The following is a 17,183-nucleotide window of genomic DNA, read 5'->3' on the forward strand; positions in this document are numbered from 1 at the left end:
AATATTTAAGCTGTTTTTCTGCAAGTTTGAGTAATAGTGATTGTTGCTCATTTAAAACGGGTAGCGCAAATCCAGCTGAACGCTCTTTCCAATAATAGGTATAAGGCTTGCTATCGTTGTTACATTCTAAATCGTCAAAATGTAAGCAAAGTGCTTGTAGCGTTCTCTGAATACTACGTAAATCACGATTAAAGCCTAAATCTTTCAGTTTTTCGTGAATCGTTTTCGCCTCTATGCTCGCTGGCAGCCTAGGAATAATCCTTAAAATTTCTATCTGCAAAAGCGTAGCATCAATATCTTTTGGTCGAGTTGTCATAATTTTATAATTTCCTCTAGCTTCAATTATAAAATTATAGCAAAAGCAAGTGAATATTTTGTGAGAATAGTGAGGAGTTTAGGGCTAATCTAATATAGATATAGCCCTTATATATTTTACTTCGGCGCTTGCATAAAGCGGAAGAAGTCGCTGTCTGGTTTGAGAATCAGCATATTGTTTGATTCTGCAAAGCTTTTTTCGTAGGCTTTCATACTACGCACAAAGCTATAAAATTCGGGTTCTTGCGCAAAAGCATCGGCGTAAAGTTTGGCGGCGGCGGCATCACCGTTACCACGCAATTCTTGTGCCGTTTTATTGGCGGTCGCCAGAATTACCGTAACTTTACGATCCACATCGGCTTGGATAAATGCTGCTTTTTCTTTACCTTGTGAACGATGCTCACGGGCCACTGCATCACGCTCTGCACGCATACGTTGGTAGATTGATGACGACACTTCATCAGGGAGATTGATTTGTTTTACTCGCACATCAACCACTTCAATCCCTAATTCTGAGGTACTATCTTGCCCTGTATTCAAGGCTTTGCGCGCGCCAACCATTAATTCGCCACGTGTCCCTGACACAATGTCTTTAATGGTGCGTGAACCCACTTCAGAGCGTAAACGGTCATTCACTTTACGGCGTAATAAGTTGGACGCTTGAGTATAATCGCCGCCGCCTGTTGCAGTGAAGAAACGACCAAAATCACTGATTCGCCATTTCACATAAGAATCCACTAAAAGATCTTTTTTCTCTACGGTAACAAAGCGGTCGGGTGCACCATCAAGGGTGCGAATGCGTGCATCTAACACTTTCATTGAGTCAATAAATGGGATTTTGAAGTGTAAACCCGGCTCATACACCACCACTTTATTGTCTGAATCACGATGAACTTTGCCGAAACGCAACATAATGCCACGCGTGCCTTCATCTACAATCACAAGGCTAGAATAAATCACTGCAAGCAATACCAGTAAAACAGGGGTTAAAATCTTACGCATTAGTTAAATCTCCCTTGGCGATTTTCAGATGATTGTTGATAGCTCTCACTATTGGAAAAAGAGCGAGTTTCGGAATAAATTTCCTGATTTTTCACCGCACTTTGTGAATTTGATGAGTTAGGTGCGGTGCTTTTTTGGCTATTTTTTTGCGATAAAATTTTATCGAGCGGCAGTACACTTAAATTATTGCCGTTACTATCAAGCAACACTTTTGGCGTGTTTGCCATCACTTTTTCCATCGTTTGAATATATAAGCGATCACGCAATAATTGCGGCGCAGCTTTAAATTCAGGCAATAGACGTTGGAAACGTTCCACTTCCCCTTGTGCATTTAACACCACTTGATCTTTATAGGCCGTGGCTTCTTCAATAATGCGTTGTGCATTACCACGTGCGATTGGCTCTTGCTCGCGGGCATAGGCTTCCGCTTCACGAATATAGCGTTGCTCATCTTCTTGTGCTTTGATCGCATCATCAAAGGCGGCTTTCACTTCTTCAGGCGGGCGTGCAGATTGGAAGTTCACATCAAGCACTTCTAGCCCCATATCATAAGGCTGAATAATGCCATTCAAGGCTTTCCAAGTGTCTTCACGCACGATGGAACGCCCCGTGGTTAAAATATCGTCCATTGACATATGGCCAATCACATAACGCAACGCACTGTCGGTAGCTTGGTTTAAGCTGTCATCGGCATTGGTTACGCTGAATAAATATTTTGCTGGATCACTCACGCGATATTGCACGGTCATTTCCACTTTCACCATATTTTCATCGCGAGTGAGCATTGCCCCTTGGGTTTTCAGCTCTTTCACTTGTTCCACATTAACGGGGATCACTTTATCTACGAAAGTTGGTTTCCAGTTCAAACCCGGTTGTACGATTTTTTCCAGCTCACCAAAACGCAACACCACGCCACGTTCCGCTTCTTTCACAGTGTAAAAACCGCTCACGCCCCAAACAATCGCACCAATCACTGCGGCAACAGGTAACAATTTTCCTAAGCCGAATGACAGGCCTTTGCCGCCGCCATTATGGTTGCCACCATTTTGGCCGCCACCGAGTTTTTTCAATAAATTACTAAAGACTTCTTCAAGATCAGGTGGGGATTGTTCCTGCTTATTGCGCTTATCCCATTGGTTATTTGGATCGGATTTGTTATCCGATTGATTTGGGTTGCTCCCTGGTTTTCCCCAAGGATCTTGATCTGAACCATTAAAGGACATTCTTTTCTCCATTTGTCAAAAAATTGTTACAAGTCTAAACAAAATAATAAGTGAAGTCTAGGGCGGATTGCCCGCTTTTCCTTCCCTTTAAACCGTCAAAATTTCGTTAAAGTGCGGTTCACTTTATAGCAAATTTTTTGCCTTAATTCAGTGGAAATTAAACTTTTATCATTCCAATACAAATAATGCGCTGTTGCCAGGGTTTCATTAGCAAAAACGGCCAAATAAAAGGGCAATTCTTGCGTAAATATGGCTTCCCCTTGCGGGCAATAGGCTGAAAATAATTGCAGGTTCTCTGCTTGGTGATCCACTTCCGATAATTTCACAATGCCCACTCCTTGGGATTTCAACAGCGCTTCACGCAAACACCAAATACGATAAAAAGCCGTTCTTTTGTCGAAGTGCTTGGCAAACCATTGTTGTTCTTGTTCGGGAGCGAAATGACCAAGCAAGGCAGCATAATCCCGTTCTTTTTGCGGAAATTCAATGTCAATTCCCACCGCACTTTGGTTTTCATTTTTTTCATCAACCTTGAGTATCACCGCCACCCAATCGCCTGAATGGCTGATATTAAAATCAATATTCGGCGTAGGAAAATAAGGGCGCTGGCTTTGGCTGTATGCGATTTGTGCTAAAAGTGCGGTGGAAATTTTTGCGGTTTTTAATAATTGCCATAGCAAAAAATGTGCCACCCAACGGCAACGATAACGTTGCAACAAACGTGGTTGTTCAGGCGGGGCTTGACGTAATTTATAGCTTAATAATTCTGTGGGAATTTGGCTAAAAGGATAAGCCTGTTGAATATTTCCCCACGCAATAAAAATGCTCATTGACGCTCCTTGTTACGCAGGGAAAGAAAATTAATGTTGAAAACGTGCCAAACGCGCACGGCAGAATTGTTCTTGTTTCTCAGCAGAGAGTTTTGTAAATTCTTTGCGATATTGTGCAAAATCCTGTTGCAACGCCTGCAAGGTTTCCGCAGGTAAGGTGGAAGTGGCAACATTCTCATCTAAAATATTGAAATAGGTTTGGCAGCTGTTAGCTAATTTAGCCGATTGAGTAACATTCAGCACTGAACTACAAGCAGATAACAATAAGCTGATAACGACAATAAATTTTTTCATACCATTCCTTTTTATAAGTCAAAAAATAAGCGTTGCCTAGTTTTAGACAACGCCTCTATTCTACCCTAATTTATTAAGATAACAACTCATTTACACGTTTAATGAATGCGGTTGGATTTTCCAGCGATCCGCGCTCCGCAAACATTGCCTGTTCAAGCAGTAATTCCACCCAATTTGCAAAGGCTGCATCGTCTGTCATCTCCGCCACTTTTTTCACTAATGAATGGTCTGGATTTAGCTCAAAGGTATATTTCACTTCTGGCACTGGCTGCCCACTCATTGCAAACAATTTCGCCATTTGTGTAGTCATTTGATCGTTATCCGTTGAAACCACCGCTGGGGTATCCGTTAAACGATGGGTTAAACGCACTGCTTTCACGCGATCTCCCAATAAGGTTTTCACGCGTTCAACGAAAGCACCAAAGGCTTCATCTTGTGCTTTTTGTTCTTCCTGTTCTTGATCCGCTAAATCGCCTAAATCAAGATCGGACTTGGTAATAGGCTGCAATGGTTTGCCATCAAATTCGGTGAGATAACTTACCATCCATTCATCAATACGATCAGAAAGCAACAACACTTCAATGCCTTTCTTATTAAACAGCTCTAAGTGCGGGCTATTTTTCGCCGCAATATAGCTATCTGCTGTGATGTAATAAATGGCTTTTTGCCCTTCTTTCATTCGCGAAACATAATCTTGCAAGGAAACGGTTTGCTCGCTGCTATCATTATGCGTTGAAGCAAAACGATATAAACGGGCAATTTGCTCGCGGTTAGCCACATCTTCCGCCACACCTTCTTTTAACACCAAGCCAAATTCTTTCCAGAATTGTAAATATTGCTCTGGATTGTCTTTCGCTAATTTTTCTAACATTTGTAATGAACGCTTGATAAGCGCTTTACGCAAGGCGGCGGTTACTTTGTTATCTTGCAGAATTTCACGAGAAACGTTGAGCGGTAAATCATTGCTATCAATTAAACCACGCATAAAACGCAGATAATTCGGCATAAATTGTTCCGCATCGTCCATAATAAACACACGTTGCACATAGAGTTTTAAACCTTTTTTGTGATCGCGGTTAAAGAGATCCCAAGGGGCTTTTGACGGCACATAAAGCAAGCTTGTATATTCTTGATTTCCTTCCACTTTATTGTGCGCCCACAGTAGTGGATCGGCAAAATCGTGGCTTAAATGTTTGTAAAACTCTTTATATTCTTCATCAGAAATTTCGCCTTTTGAGCGTGTCCACAAGGCTTGGGCTTTGTTGATCTTTTCCCATTTCACGCCGGTTTCTTTGCCTTCATCATCATATTCTGGTGTCAAAATCTCTACTGGCAAACCAATATGATCGGAATATTTGCTGATGATTTCACGCAAACGCCACGCGTTGGCAAACTCTTTATCTTCCGCGCGCAAGTGCAATGTGATCTCCGTTCCACGATCTTTTTTCTCAATGTTTTCAACGGTATATTCACCTTCACCAGTGGATTCCCACAACACACCTTGATCTGCTAGCACACCTGCGGCACGGGTTTTCACGGTTACTTTATCCGCCACAATAAAGGCAGAATAAAAACCAACACCAAATTGTCCGATAAGCTGGCTGTCTTTCGCTTGATCCGCGCCAAGTGCGCTCAAAAATTCTTTCGTTCCTGATTTCGCAATCGTCCCTAAATGATCGATCACTTGCTCACGCGTCATTCCAATTCCGTTATCGCTAATGGTGATCGTGCCTTTTTCTTCATCAAAGCTGATACGCACTTTTAAATCGCCATCACCTTCATATAATTCTGGTGCAGAAAGCGCTTTAAAACGCAACTTGTCCGCCGCATCAGACGCATTTGAGATTAGCTCACGCAGGAAGATTTCTTTATTCGAGTAAAGTGAGTGGATCATTAATTGAAGTAATTGTTTAACTTCAGATTGAAATCCACGAGTTTCTTGATTTTTGTTCATATTGTATCCTCTCTTTTGCAATGGGATCTTATATAGGAATAAATAAGGGAATTTCAACGGGGGATTTTTTGTTCGGTGAAAGTTTAAGCATTTCTGCTGTAATAAAAATGCGGTGAAAAATCACCGCACTTTGCTATTATGAAATGAGTTATCTAATCACAATCTGTGCAATGGTATATCCAACCATACAAGCTACCACGACACCAATTAGCCCCGGTACCATAAAGCTGTGGTTGAAGTAATATTTACCAATTTTGGTTGTTCCTGTTACGTCAAAGTTCACCGTTGCGATGTCTGACGGATAATTTGGAATGAAGAAATAACCGTAAGTGGCTGGCATTAATCCCACTAATAATGGTGCAGGTAAACCTAGACCAATTCCCACTGGTAGCATCATTACTGCGGTGGCGGCTTGGCTGTTGATCACCACGGAAACAGCAAACAATGCAAAGGCGAATGTCCAAGGGTAAGTGCTTACCATTTCAGTAATGCCTGCTTTAAATTGTGGCATTGCGAATTTGAAGTAAGTATCACTCATCCACGCAATCCCGAAAATCGCAATGGCAGCTACCATACCTGATTTAAACACCACCCCATTTGGCACGATTTGCGGATTGGTTTTAGTGACCAATAAAATAATCCCACCAAAACACAGCATCATCATTTGAATGATGTAAGACATTGAAATCGGTTTGATTTTTTCACCCACGCCAACTGTACGAATTTCTGGGAACATTGCGATGAACACAATCACAACAAGGGCTAATAAGAATAAATAAACCGATTGTTTTGCCGCTGGTGGCAATTCTTCGTTTAAAGTGGTGCTAGTGGTATTTAAAATACGTTCACGCCAAATTGGATCTTGTAAACGGCGTTGGTATTCTGGATCTTGCTCAAGTTCTTTACCACGGCGCATACTATAAAGCGATAAGGCGATAGTTCCCGCTAAGGTTGCTGGTACAGTTACACAAATAATATCTAACAAACTGATGTGATCGAAGCCCGGCAACTCAGTAATACGTCCTAAATAAAACACCACGGCCGCAGATAATGGGCTAGAAGTAATCGCCAATTGCGATGCCACGGAAGCTGCTGCCATTGGGCGTTCTGGACGAATTTTATTTTTCAATGCCACATCACCAATGATCGGCATAATAGAATACACCGAATGGCCGGTTCCGAGCATAAAGGTCATTAAATAAGTCACCAATGGCCCGAGCAAGGTAACCCGTTTCGGATTATTACGCAGAATTTTTTCTGCTACTTGCAGCATAAATTTCAGCCCGCCAGCCGCTTCTAATACGGAAGCACAGGTTACCACGGCTAATATGATCAGCATTACATCAATCGGGGCTTTTCCTAATGGCATACGCAACACGAAAACTTCAATTGCTAAGCCAATTCCCGATACCACACCCAAACCAATACCACCGTATCGGCTACCGATATAAAGCATTAATAATAGAAACAAAAATTCTAAATAAAGCATAGTCTATCCCTAAAATGAGTTATAAAAATTTCCGTTAGCAATAATACTTTATTTACAATTTTCTACAATATTCTTGGTGGGATTATTTGATGAAAAGGCTATCTAAATCAAATTTTTATGGAGAGGAAAAAATTAAGGCGGTTTTTACGCCGCCTTAATGTGATTATTGGTTGTTTTGAACATAATCAATTGCTGATTGAACAGTAGTGATTTTTTCAGCTTCTTCATCAGGAATTTCGATATCGAATTCTTCTTCTAAAGCCATCACTAATTCAACAGTGTCTAAAGAGTCTGCACCTAAATCTTCAACGAAAGAAGCTTCTGGTTTAACGTCTTCTTCTTTAACACCTAATTGTTCAACAATGATTTTTTTTACGCGTTCTTCAATGCTCATTTGCTTTTCCTATTATAGTTAGCCATAAAATAATGGTTTTATAGTGTATGTATTTTTAGCTAAGTTGCAACCTATTTTTGCAAGGTCAAACCACAAATCAACTAACAAAAATACATTCGCTAAAAATAAGTTACGTTACTTTGCTAACGCAACAGCCAACGTAAACAATTTACATCGCTGAGGGCGATTTTAGCATTAAGCCCCCCGCTTGGCTATGCTTTCGTGCAAGAAATTGTTTTAAATCAAAGATTAAACAGAAAATCTTTTCCGCGATGGAATAAATTTTCCTTTTAAATCTTAGGGTTATAGCATTACGCCATATACATTCCACCATTAACGTGTAGGGTAGAACCAGTGATATAACCTGCATCATCAGAGGCTAAAAATGCCACCGCTTTGGCAATGTCTTTTGGCTCGCCTAAACGACCCGCAGGCACGTTAGCCAAGGTTGCCGCTTTTTGTTCTTCCGTTAATGCGTCTGTCATATCTGTGGCAATAAAACCGGGGGCAATCACGTTTACGGTGATGCCGCGTGAAGCCACTTCTTTGGCAAGGGCTTTGCTGAAGCCAATTAAACCTGCTTTTGCCGCACAATAGTTCGCTTGTCCTGGGTTACCCATTGAGCCAACCACCGAGCCAATGGTGATAATGCGTCCAAAGCGTTTTTTCATCATTGAACGTAACATTGCTTTGGAAAAATGGAATACCGACGTGAGATTAGTTTGCAAAATATCAAACCATTCTTCATCTTTCATTCGCATTAATAGGTTATCACGGGTGATCCCTGCGTTATTAACAAGAATATCAATATCGCCAAAATCGGCTTTGATTTGTGCAAGCACAGCATCAATAGATTGCGCGTCCGCAACATTCAATACAAGGCCTTTGCCTTTTTCACCTAAGTAAGCAGAAATGCTTTCAGCTCCTTTTTCAGAAGTGGCTGTGCCGATCACAAATGCGCCTTTTGCACTTAATTCTTCTGCAATCGCGCGTCCAATCCCACGGGTTGCCCCTGTTACTAACGCAATTTTACCTTGCATAATTGTTCTCCTAATTGTCTTTTTTAGGCTTCGGTTAATACCGCGTGCGCTTTTTCTAGCGATGCTACATCATTGACGGCAACGGCGGTTAATTCTTTCACGATACGGCTTGTTAAACCAGTAAGCACTTTATTTGGGCCAATTTCTACTAACACTTCAATGCCATTTTGTGCCATTTTTTCTACGGTTTCAGTCCAGCGTACAGGGCTGTATAGCTGACGAATAAGTGCGGTGCGAATTTCTTCACTTTTTTCTTCTGCTTTCACATCAACATTATTGATCACCGCAACTTCAGGGGCTTTAATGGCAATGCTTTCTAACGATACGGCAAGTTGATCTGCCGCTGGTTTCATTAAGGCACAGTGAGAAGGCACGCTCACCGCTAAAGGTAAGGCACGTTTTGCGCCTGCTTCTTTACAGGCGGCTGCGGCACGTTCTACGGCGGCTTTTGCGCCTGCAATGACCACTTGCCCTGGTGAGTTAAAATTCACCGCTGAAACCACTTCGCCTTGCTCGGCATCTTTACAAGCTTTGATGATTGATTCGTTATCTAAACCAATAATGGCATACATTGCACCAGTGCCTTCTGGCACGGCTTGTTGCATTAATTTTCCGCGTAATTCCACTAATTTAATGGCATCTTGGAAATCAATAACACCTGCGCAAACTAAGGCCGAATATTCACCAAGGCTATGGCCTGCCATTACGCTTGGTTTTAAATCTGGATATTGTTGTTGCCAAACACGATAAATTGCCACGGAAGCGGCTAAAAGTGCGGGCTGAGTTTGCCAAGTTTTGTTTAATTCTTCCGCAGGGCCTTGTTGTACGAGTTGCCATAAATCATAGCCAAGCACTTCAGAGGCTTGTTTAAAGGTTTGTTCTACAACGGGAAATTGATTAGCTAAATCCGCTAACATTCCCACTGCTTGAGATCCTTGTCCTGGGAAAACCATTGCAAATTTTTTCATTCTTATATCCTATTTTCGATTTTGAGTTGCTATTCTAGCAGATAAATTTAAAAACGAACTAAGGCTGCACCCCAAGTCCAACCACCGCCAAAGGCTTCTAATAAGACTAATTGACCACGCTGAATACGTCCATCACGCACTGCTTCATCAAGAGCAGTTGGCACGGTGGCGGCACTAGTATTGCCATAGCGATCAAGGGTGATCACCACTTGCGACATATCCATTTCTAGTTTTTTCGCGGTGGCGCTGATAATGCGTAAGTTCGCTTGATGTGGCACTAACCAGTCAATATCTTTTTTATCTAGCTTATTGAAAGCAAGGGTTTCTTCCACCACCTCTGATAATTGGCTCACCGCCAATTTGAACGTGGCATTGCCTTGCATTGAGATATAACCAGAATGGGTATCCTTAGGTTCAGCCTGTGGTAATACGAGCATATTATCGGTATCAGGCGAAGCGTGTAAGTGGGTTGAAATAATGCCTGTATTTTCATCGGCTTCTAAAATCACCGCACCTGCACCATCACCAAATAACACCACTGTGCTGCGATCGGTTTCATCAAGATGACGTGAGTTTAAATCCGCACCAATCACCAAGGCTTTTTTCACTTGCCCGTTACGCACAAATTGATCCGCCACTGAAAGGGCATACACAAAACCTGTACAAGCTGCTGCAACATCAAAGGCAATAGCGTCTTTAATGCCAAGAATGCCTTGAATTTGACAAGCTGCACTTGGGTAAGAATGAGAATTCGTGGTTGTGCCAACCACAATGAGATCGATTTCTTGTGGATCAATATTGGCCATTGCTAAGGCGTTCTGCGCTGCCGCTGCGCCCATTGTTGCAACGGTTTCATTCTCACCTGCAATACGGCGTTCTTTAATGCCTGAACGCGTGGTGATCCACTCATCAGAGGTATCCACCATTTTTTCTAAATCGGCATTTGTTCTCACTTGTTCTGGCGCATAGCTACCAGTGGCTAAAATTCTACTATACATAACAATTTCTAATGATTAATGAATTGAAAGCTAATATCTTTGCAAGCCAGCTAAAATCTTTTCAGGGATTTTTTGTCTTGCTTGCTGTGCCGCATCAGCAATGGCGTAAGCAAAGCCATCAATGTTAGCACTGCCGTGGCTTTTGACGACCACAGCGGTTAAACCAATTAATGACGCGCCGTTATATTGGTCTGGATTAATTTGTTTTAAGCGTTGATAGCTCCCTTTCAACAAGAAAGTTCGCACAAACCAGCGAAAAATCGGTTTTAAAATATGATTTGTTTTATTCAATGTTGGACTGCCTTTGAATAAAGAAATCACATTCTTTGCCGCGCCCTCTAAGGTTTTTAATGCCACATTGCCCACAAAGCCGTCATTGACAATCACATCAGCTTTGCCGTTGAGCAATAAATCTCCCTCAATAAAACCAATGTAATTTAAGGTGGGATTTTGCTTCAATAATTCTGCCGCATCACGAATAGATTTATACCCTTTAATTTCTTCGATGCCAATATTTAGCAACGCAATACGCGGAAAAACCAGATCTAAACAATTCTCGGCGAAAATTGATCCCATTAATGCAAACTGATAAAGATTTTCTGCACTACATTCAATATTGGCGCCAAGATCAAGCATTACGGAACGATCGCCATTCATTGTAGGAATCACAGAAATTAACGCAGGACGCTCAATTCCTTTCAGCGGTTGCAATAAAATTTTAGCTAAACCCATTAATGCTGCCGTATTACCTGCACTCACGCACGCTTGCGCCTCGCCTTTTTGCACCGCTTCAATGGCTAAACGCATTGATGTGCCTTTGCTATGGCGTAGGGCATAAGACAAACCTTGGGTATTTTCAATGATTCTGCTGCAATGGCAAACCTTGATACGATCTTGCAACGCAGTGGGGATATTTTCTAATAAAGGGAGAATTTTTTGGCTATCGCCAAATAATAAAAGAGAAAGCATCGGATCTTGTTCCAACGCTTTTATGGATGCTGGGATAGTAACACGGGGACCAATGTCCCCGCCCATCACATCTAACGCAAGGGTTAGACGGCTCAAGTGAATACCTTATATAAAAAAGGAATTACTTGTTGATCACTTTACGACCGCGGTAGTAACCGTCAGCAGTAACGTGGTGACGTAAATGGGTTTCGCCAGTTGCTTTATCTACTGATACTGCTGCAGTAGTTAAGGCATCGTGTGAACGACGCATATCACGACGTGAACGAGATTTTTTATTTTGTTGAACAGCCATTGGCTATACTCCTAAATTTACTTTTGCTTTAAACTAGCTAATACAGCGAACGGGTTCGGTTTTTTTGCCAATTCTTCGGGCAATTCGCCAAAAACCTGTTCAGCCACGGACACTTCACAGTGTTCAGATGAATGCATCGGCACAATCGGCAGACATAACATTAATTCATCTTCAATTGTTGCCAGTAAATCTATTTCCCCAAACTCATTAAGTTCAATAGGTTCATAAATCTCTGGTAACGCATCGGCTTGATCCAAATTAGAAACAGGGCTATATGCAAACTCGGCTTCCAAGATTTGGTTAAAAGGTTCACCGCAGCGCTGACAAGTGAGTTCCACTTCAACCTGAGCTTTGCCTTTCATTACCACTAATTTTTGTGGATCAATGAAAAATGATAATGTTACCTGTGCATCGCTGAGCACTTTATTTACTGATTCAGCCAGACGACCAAGTTGGTTGATTGCATAATAGCCATCATAATCCAATCTACGCTGTGCATCCTTTACTGGATCAGTTGTAAGGGGTAGTTTTACCTTTTGCATAGGGCGTGCATATTACCTTTTGATGTTCAATTAGTCAAAGGAAATTATGATTTTTTATGCGAAAAGTGCGAATTTCCTTTTTCTTAAATTTGATCTTGTTTTTCTAAGCGGAAAAATTCTGCTTGAGGAAAATGTTGGTGCAAATAATTTTCTAAATAACGTGCCGTTTCATCATTGATGGTTTCATCGCCTAAGGGATAGCGATTATAAATTAATCCTTTTAATTCAATATGATACTGTTTACAGGCTAACAAACTAAGCAAGGTGTGATTAATGCTGCCCAGTTTTCCTGAGGTTACTAAAATCACAGGATAGCCTTGCGCGGCCACATAATCTAAGGTGGTGTGCTGCTCATCATAAGGCACGCATAAGCCACCTGCACCTTCCAATAGCACATAATCATAACGCGCTGCCAGCTCGTCTGTTGCTTGGCGGATAAGTGCGGTGCAAATTTCACGATTTTCTAGGCGTGCGGCAAGATGTGGCGAACAAGGGTAAGAAAATAAATAAGGGCAGGTTAGCCCTTGTTGATCTTCGGGCAATAGCTCAATGCCTTGCAATTTGCGGTGTTGCATAATGTCTTCAGAAATTTCTTCGCAGCCTGTTTGGATCATTTTTTGCGTAATCACCGAAAAACCTTGTTGCGCGAGTTTTTTCGCATACCAGCCTGTGGCGATGGTTTTTCCTACATCGGTATCAATGCCTGAAATAAAGATCACTTGCCCTGCCATTTTGTTTCCCCTTGCTATAATTTTTGCGCCAAAATAAAAAGTGGCTGATAATTCAACCGCACTTGTCCTTGCGTATTTTCATATTGCGCTTTGTAATCTGCAATAAATCGTTGTAATCGCCCCTTTGTCCAACGCCCTTGCCCTGTGGCAGTAACCCCAGTGGCTCTGAGATGTTGCAACACCGCCAATGGATTAGAAAAATACAGCGGCATCGCTTGTTCAAATAAGGCTTTGATCTCAAATCTTTCACTCAGCCATTGTTGCCATTGCTCCAAATCAGGATAATCCAAACCAATTCCCGTTAACGCACGAATTTCGGCTAAATTTTGTGGGGCAAAGGTGCTAATTAGCAAGATGCCTTTTTCACGCAATAAATCTGCACATTTATTGACGAAACCGTGCGGATCAGCAAACCACTGCACCGCAGAAGCGGAAGCGATGAGATCATAATGCGCAGGAAACGGATAGCTTTCCCCATCACCTTGATAAAAAACAACATTCTCTTGTGGAAATAAGGCGTTAAGTTGGCTTTGCACATTGCATAAATCGTTAAATGCCCAAGATTCCACTTGTAAATGTTGCGCTAAAAGTTGGCTAAAATGCCCTGTGCCACAACCAATTTCCAGCACTTGCGAAAAAGCCGTTCTGCCCGTTTGCAATAACAGTTGTAACAGTTGCTGATTAATTTGCTGCTGTGCTTGTGCTTGGCTGTCGTAGCTTTGTAAAGCTTGGCTAAAACATTGTGCAACGCGAGATTTATCTACCGCCTTCATTAAAATAACTCAGCCCACGCGTGAAATTGCTCAAAAGGATAGTGTGCTAATGGCATTGTTTGTAAGACAAATTCTGTGTGATTTTGCACCACACTTTGCTTTTGCTCCGCTGCATAAGTTTGCCAAAAGTTAAGCTGATTTTGGCTAGGGAAAATCCGATCTTTCTCCCCAACAATGGCTTTTGTCCAGTTCAGCGATTTTCCATTATCTTGTTGAATAGATTGATAAAGTTCGCCTAATTCTGACCGCACTTGCTGCCAATCACGTTGCCCTGCTAATTGGTTATATTGCTCGAACGTGGCGCTATCGCCGCACATTCTGCGTTGAAATTTGGCTAAATTGCGTTCATCTAGCTGTTCTAGTGTACCGATAAAAACCGCTTGTGGAATACCCATCGCATCATCACAAGGTTTGCCTGTGCCATTAATGGCAGTCGCGCTGGCAAGGGGCGTTTGCCCAAGTACCTGATTTGCCACCCATACACCCATTGACCAAGCCACCACACGGATCTGCGAATAAGAGGAAAGATCCACATTCAATGCCAGATCTTGATAGTCGTAGCACAGCAATAAATCGGTGTTTTCTGGTAACGCTAGGTGAGAAACCGCACTGGTTGGCGTTCCCCAACCTGCAAAGTAAATGATTAAATTTGGATTATTATCTGCGCGCTTGATTAATTCTATTTGCATTGTTGTTGCTCAAATTCCATTAAGGTTGTGAGAAAAGCGTCCACTTCTTGCTCTGTCATATCCGCCGTTAAAGAAACGCGAATGCGCGATGTGCCTTTCGGTACCGTAGGCGGACGGATCGGCAAACAATAATAGCCTTGTTGCTGCAAAGCAAGGGCTGTTGCCACGGTTTTTTGATTATCACCGATAATATAAGGAATAATACCGCTTTCGCTCAGAATCGATTGGGCTAAATTCTCGCGAAAAAAGCACCGCACTTTTTCGCTTAGCTGATGTAAATGTTGGCGGCGCGTAGCAAAGTGCGGGAGTTTTTCAAACAGAAATGCGGTCCACGCCACACACAATGGCGGCAGCGCGGTAGAAAAAATCAGCGGTCGCATTTTATTAATCAAATAATCTTTAATGAGCTGATCGCACACCACATAAGCGCCCATTGATGCCAACGCTTTGCCAAAGGTGCCAACCAGAAAATCAATGTCTTGCAGGCAGCCTTGCTGTTCGGCAATACCTAGCCCTGTTTCCCCATAAGCGCCGATGGCGTGGGCTTCGTCCACATAGAGCAACACATTACCAAAGCGTTGTTTAAGCGCCACTAATTGCGGCAAATCCGCCACATCACCGTCCATACTAAATAGGCTTTCGGTTACGATGATCATTCGTTGATACTGGTTCTGGTGCTTGCTGAGTAGGGTTTCTAAATGATTGAGATCATTATGTCGATAGCGCACGAAATCCGCTTCGCTCAAACGAATACCATCAATGATACTGGCGTGAACCAATTTATCCGCCACAATCAGCGTTTTCTTATTTGCCACCGCAGGCAAAATCCCAATGTTGGCGTGGTAGCCACTATTAAATAATAAGCAGGCTTCGCGTCCGAAACGTTGTGCCATAAGGCTTTCTAGTTGTTCATAAATGGCGAAAGATCCCGTTAATAAGCGAGAGGACGATGAGGTAAAGTGCGGTAATTTTTCGCCGTATTTTTGCAAAAATTCCGTTTTTAATCTCTCGTCATTGGCAAGGCCTAAATAATCATTAGAGGACATATTAAGCATTAGCTGCCCATTTTTTTCGATCATTTTGCCTTGATGATCTAACTGCGGAAGCTGACGAAACTGCCCTTGGGCTTTAAGTTCTGCCAGTGTTTGTGCAAAATCAGCCAAATGATTATTCATTGTAAACCTCTTTGAGTACCGCCAATAAGCCTTGCGTGAGCTGGCTGAGCTGGGCGGACGAAATAATAAAAGGAGGCATAATATACACCAAATGCCCAAAAGGACGTAGCCAAATGCCTTTTTCGACAAATTTGGGTTGCAGTACAGCTAAATCCACTGGGGCTTTCATTTCTAACACGCCAATAGCGCCTAATACACGCACTTCTTTCACCGATTGGAAATTTTTTGCCGCCGCCAGTTCTGTTTTTAATTGCTGTTCAATGGCGCTTACCTTGCCTTGCCAATCGCTTTCCAATAATAAATCAATGGACGCACTGGCAATGGCGCAAGCGAGCGGGTTGCCCATAAAGGTTGGCCCGTGCATAAAACATTTTGCTTCGCCATTGCAAATGGTTTCGGCAATATGTGCGGTGGTGACGGTGGCGGAAAGGGTTAAATAGCCGCCTGTTAAGGCTTTGCCTAAGCAGATAATATCAGGCTTGATATTGGTATATTCTGTGGCAAACAGTTTGCCTGTGCGCCCAAATCCTGTGGCGATCTCATCAAAAATCAGCAAGACGCCATATTCATCACACAGGGCTCGTGCCTTTTCTAAATAGGTCGGTGAATAAAAATACATTCCCCCCGCACCTTGCACAATGGGCTCTAAAATTAAGGCAGCAATTTCACCGCTCTTTTCTGCCAGTAAATCTTTGAGCGGCTGAATATCGGCCTCTTGCCATTGTCCGTCAAAGGTGGTTTGGGGTTGCGGTAAAAAATATTGCACGGGCAGACCTTTGGCAAACAGGCTGTGCATTCCGGTAATCGGATCGCACACGGACATCGCGTGCCAGGTGTCGCCGTGATAGCCTGAGCGAATGGTGGCGAATTTGTAACGCTGGCTTTCACCTTTGGCTTGCTGATATTGCACCGCCATTTTCATCGCCACTTCCACCGCTACCGAGCCACTATCAGCAAAGAAAATTTTATCCAATCCAGCAGGCAATAATCGTACCAAACGCTGGGCAAGCTCGCCAGCGGGATCGTGGGTAAATCCACCGAACATAATATGACTCATTTTCTCTAACTGATCTTTCGCCGCTTGGTTTAATTTCGGGTGATTATAACCGTGTAACGTCGCCCACCAAGAAGACATTCCGTCAATAAGCCGCTTGCCATTTTTCAACGTGATTTCCACCCCGTCCGCACGTTCCACCGCAAACATCGGCGCATCACTGTTAATGCGCGAATAAGGGTGCCAGATGTGGTTTTTATCGATATTAAGGAGGGATTGTTCTTGCATTTTTAACCTATTACTTCAGCAAACTTTATGGAGAACGATGTAGTCGTCAGTATCTCATATCATTTTTTGTAGGGACGGACCTGCGTGTCCGTCCGTAATAATTATTAATTTTTTCGGGTGCACACATAGGTGCGCCCCTACACCAATATAATAGAGAACGAACATTGCTCTTTTTCACCTATCATTTAAGTAAATTCTAGGGAGAACGATGTATTCACCCGCA

The 17,183-nt window shown here is 42.5% G+C and carries 18 protein-coding genes and 1 pseudogene; all 19 read right to left on the reverse strand.

Annotated elements, in window-relative coordinates:
• Positions 1-316 (reverse strand): annotated as a pseudogene (locus C3007_RS06780) (WYL domain-containing protein); the annotation flags it as partial.
• A 116-nt stretch (positions 317-432) separates the two neighbouring features.
• The gene (hflC, locus tag C3007_RS06785; RefSeq protein WP_103853731.1) at positions 433-1,317 is read right to left on the reverse strand and encodes a protease modulator HflC; all 885 of its coding nucleotides are present in this window, start codon (positions 1,315-1,317) and stop codon (positions 433-435) included.
• On the reverse strand, positions 1,317-2,540 hold the full coding sequence (hflK, locus tag C3007_RS06790) for an FtsH protease activity modulator HflK (RefSeq protein WP_165779961.1): 1,224 nt from the start codon (positions 2,538-2,540) through the stop codon (positions 1,317-1,319). The genes hflC and hflK overlap by 1 nt, the downstream gene beginning before the upstream one ends.
• 95 nt (positions 2,541-2,635) lie before the next feature.
• Complete coding sequence (locus C3007_RS06795; protein WP_103853733.1) at positions 2,636-3,370, reverse strand: 4'-phosphopantetheinyl transferase family protein; 735 nt, start codon at positions 3,368-3,370, stop codon at positions 2,636-2,638.
• A 30-nt stretch (positions 3,371-3,400) separates the two neighbouring features.
• Positions 3,401-3,664: a DUF5339 family protein gene (locus C3007_RS06800; protein ID WP_103853734.1), complete on the reverse strand. Its 264-nt coding sequence runs from the start codon at positions 3,662-3,664 to the stop codon at positions 3,401-3,403.
• A gap of 73 nt (positions 3,665-3,737) precedes the next feature.
• On the reverse strand, positions 3,738-5,618 hold the full coding sequence (gene htpG / locus C3007_RS06805; protein ID WP_103853735.1) for a molecular chaperone HtpG: 1,881 nt from the start codon (positions 5,616-5,618) through the stop codon (positions 3,738-3,740).
• A 148-nt stretch (positions 5,619-5,766) separates the two neighbouring features.
• Positions 5,767-7,107, reverse strand: a complete 1,341-nt coding sequence (locus tag C3007_RS06810; RefSeq protein WP_103853736.1) for an anaerobic C4-dicarboxylate transporter — start codon at positions 7,105-7,107, stop codon at positions 5,767-5,769.
• A 163-nt stretch (positions 7,108-7,270) separates the two neighbouring features.
• A complete protein-coding gene (gene acpP / locus C3007_RS06815) occupies positions 7,271-7,501 on the reverse strand; it encodes an acyl carrier protein (RefSeq protein ID WP_005544465.1) in 231 nt (76 codons plus the stop codon).
• Positions 7,502-7,812: 311 nt separating this feature from the next.
• Positions 7,813-8,541, reverse strand: a complete 729-nt coding sequence (gene fabG, locus C3007_RS06820; RefSeq protein ID WP_103853737.1) for a 3-oxoacyl-ACP reductase FabG — start codon at positions 8,539-8,541, stop codon at positions 7,813-7,815.
• Positions 8,542-8,564: 23 nt separating this feature from the next.
• Positions 8,565-9,509, reverse strand: a complete 945-nt coding sequence (fabD, locus tag C3007_RS06825; RefSeq protein WP_103853738.1) for an ACP S-malonyltransferase — start codon at positions 9,507-9,509, stop codon at positions 8,565-8,567.
• A 47-nt stretch (positions 9,510-9,556) separates the two neighbouring features.
• Positions 9,557-10,507, reverse strand: a complete 951-nt coding sequence (locus tag C3007_RS06830; RefSeq protein WP_103853739.1) for a beta-ketoacyl-ACP synthase III — start codon at positions 10,505-10,507, stop codon at positions 9,557-9,559.
• Positions 10,508-10,537: 30 nt separating this feature from the next.
• Positions 10,538-11,572: a phosphate acyltransferase PlsX gene (gene plsX / locus C3007_RS06835; RefSeq protein ID WP_103853740.1), complete on the reverse strand. Its 1,035-nt coding sequence runs from the start codon at positions 11,570-11,572 to the stop codon at positions 10,538-10,540.
• Between the two features lie 25 nt (positions 11,573-11,597).
• Positions 11,598-11,768, reverse strand: coding sequence for a 50S ribosomal protein L32 (rpmF, locus tag C3007_RS06840; RefSeq protein WP_103853741.1), 171 nt, complete (start codon positions 11,766-11,768; stop codon positions 11,598-11,600).
• A gap of 17 nt (positions 11,769-11,785) precedes the next feature.
• Entirely contained in the window at positions 11,786-12,310 is a 525-nt protein-coding gene (yceD, locus tag C3007_RS06845) for a 23S rRNA accumulation protein YceD (protein ID WP_103853742.1), read from the reverse strand.
• Between the two features lie 83 nt (positions 12,311-12,393).
• Complete coding sequence (gene bioD / locus C3007_RS06850; RefSeq protein WP_103853743.1) at positions 12,394-13,041, reverse strand: dethiobiotin synthase; 648 nt, start codon at positions 13,039-13,041, stop codon at positions 12,394-12,396.
• Positions 13,042-13,055: 14 nt separating this feature from the next.
• Positions 13,056-13,814, reverse strand: a complete 759-nt coding sequence (bioC, locus tag C3007_RS06855; protein WP_103853744.1) for a malonyl-ACP O-methyltransferase BioC — start codon at positions 13,812-13,814, stop codon at positions 13,056-13,058.
• The gene (locus C3007_RS06860) at positions 13,814-14,503 is read right to left on the reverse strand and encodes a DUF452 family protein (protein ID WP_103853745.1); all 690 of its coding nucleotides are present in this window, start codon (positions 14,501-14,503) and stop codon (positions 13,814-13,816) included. The genes bioC and C3007_RS06860 overlap by 1 nt, the downstream gene beginning before the upstream one ends.
• On the reverse strand, positions 14,494-15,678 hold the full coding sequence (gene bioF / locus C3007_RS06865; RefSeq protein ID WP_103853746.1) for an 8-amino-7-oxononanoate synthase: 1,185 nt from the start codon (positions 15,676-15,678) through the stop codon (positions 14,494-14,496). Before bioF ends, C3007_RS06860 begins: the two co-directional genes overlap by 10 nt.
• Positions 15,671-16,960, reverse strand: a complete 1,290-nt coding sequence (bioA, locus tag C3007_RS06870) for an adenosylmethionine--8-amino-7-oxononanoate transaminase (protein WP_103853747.1) — start codon at positions 16,958-16,960, stop codon at positions 15,671-15,673. Before bioA ends, bioF begins: the two co-directional genes overlap by 8 nt.
• Between the last annotated feature and the right edge of the window lie 223 nt (positions 16,961-17,183).

Source organism: Avibacterium gallinarum, assembly GCF_002921135.1.
Classification (GTDB): Bacteria; Pseudomonadota; Gammaproteobacteria; order Enterobacterales; family Pasteurellaceae; genus Avibacterium; species Avibacterium gallinarum.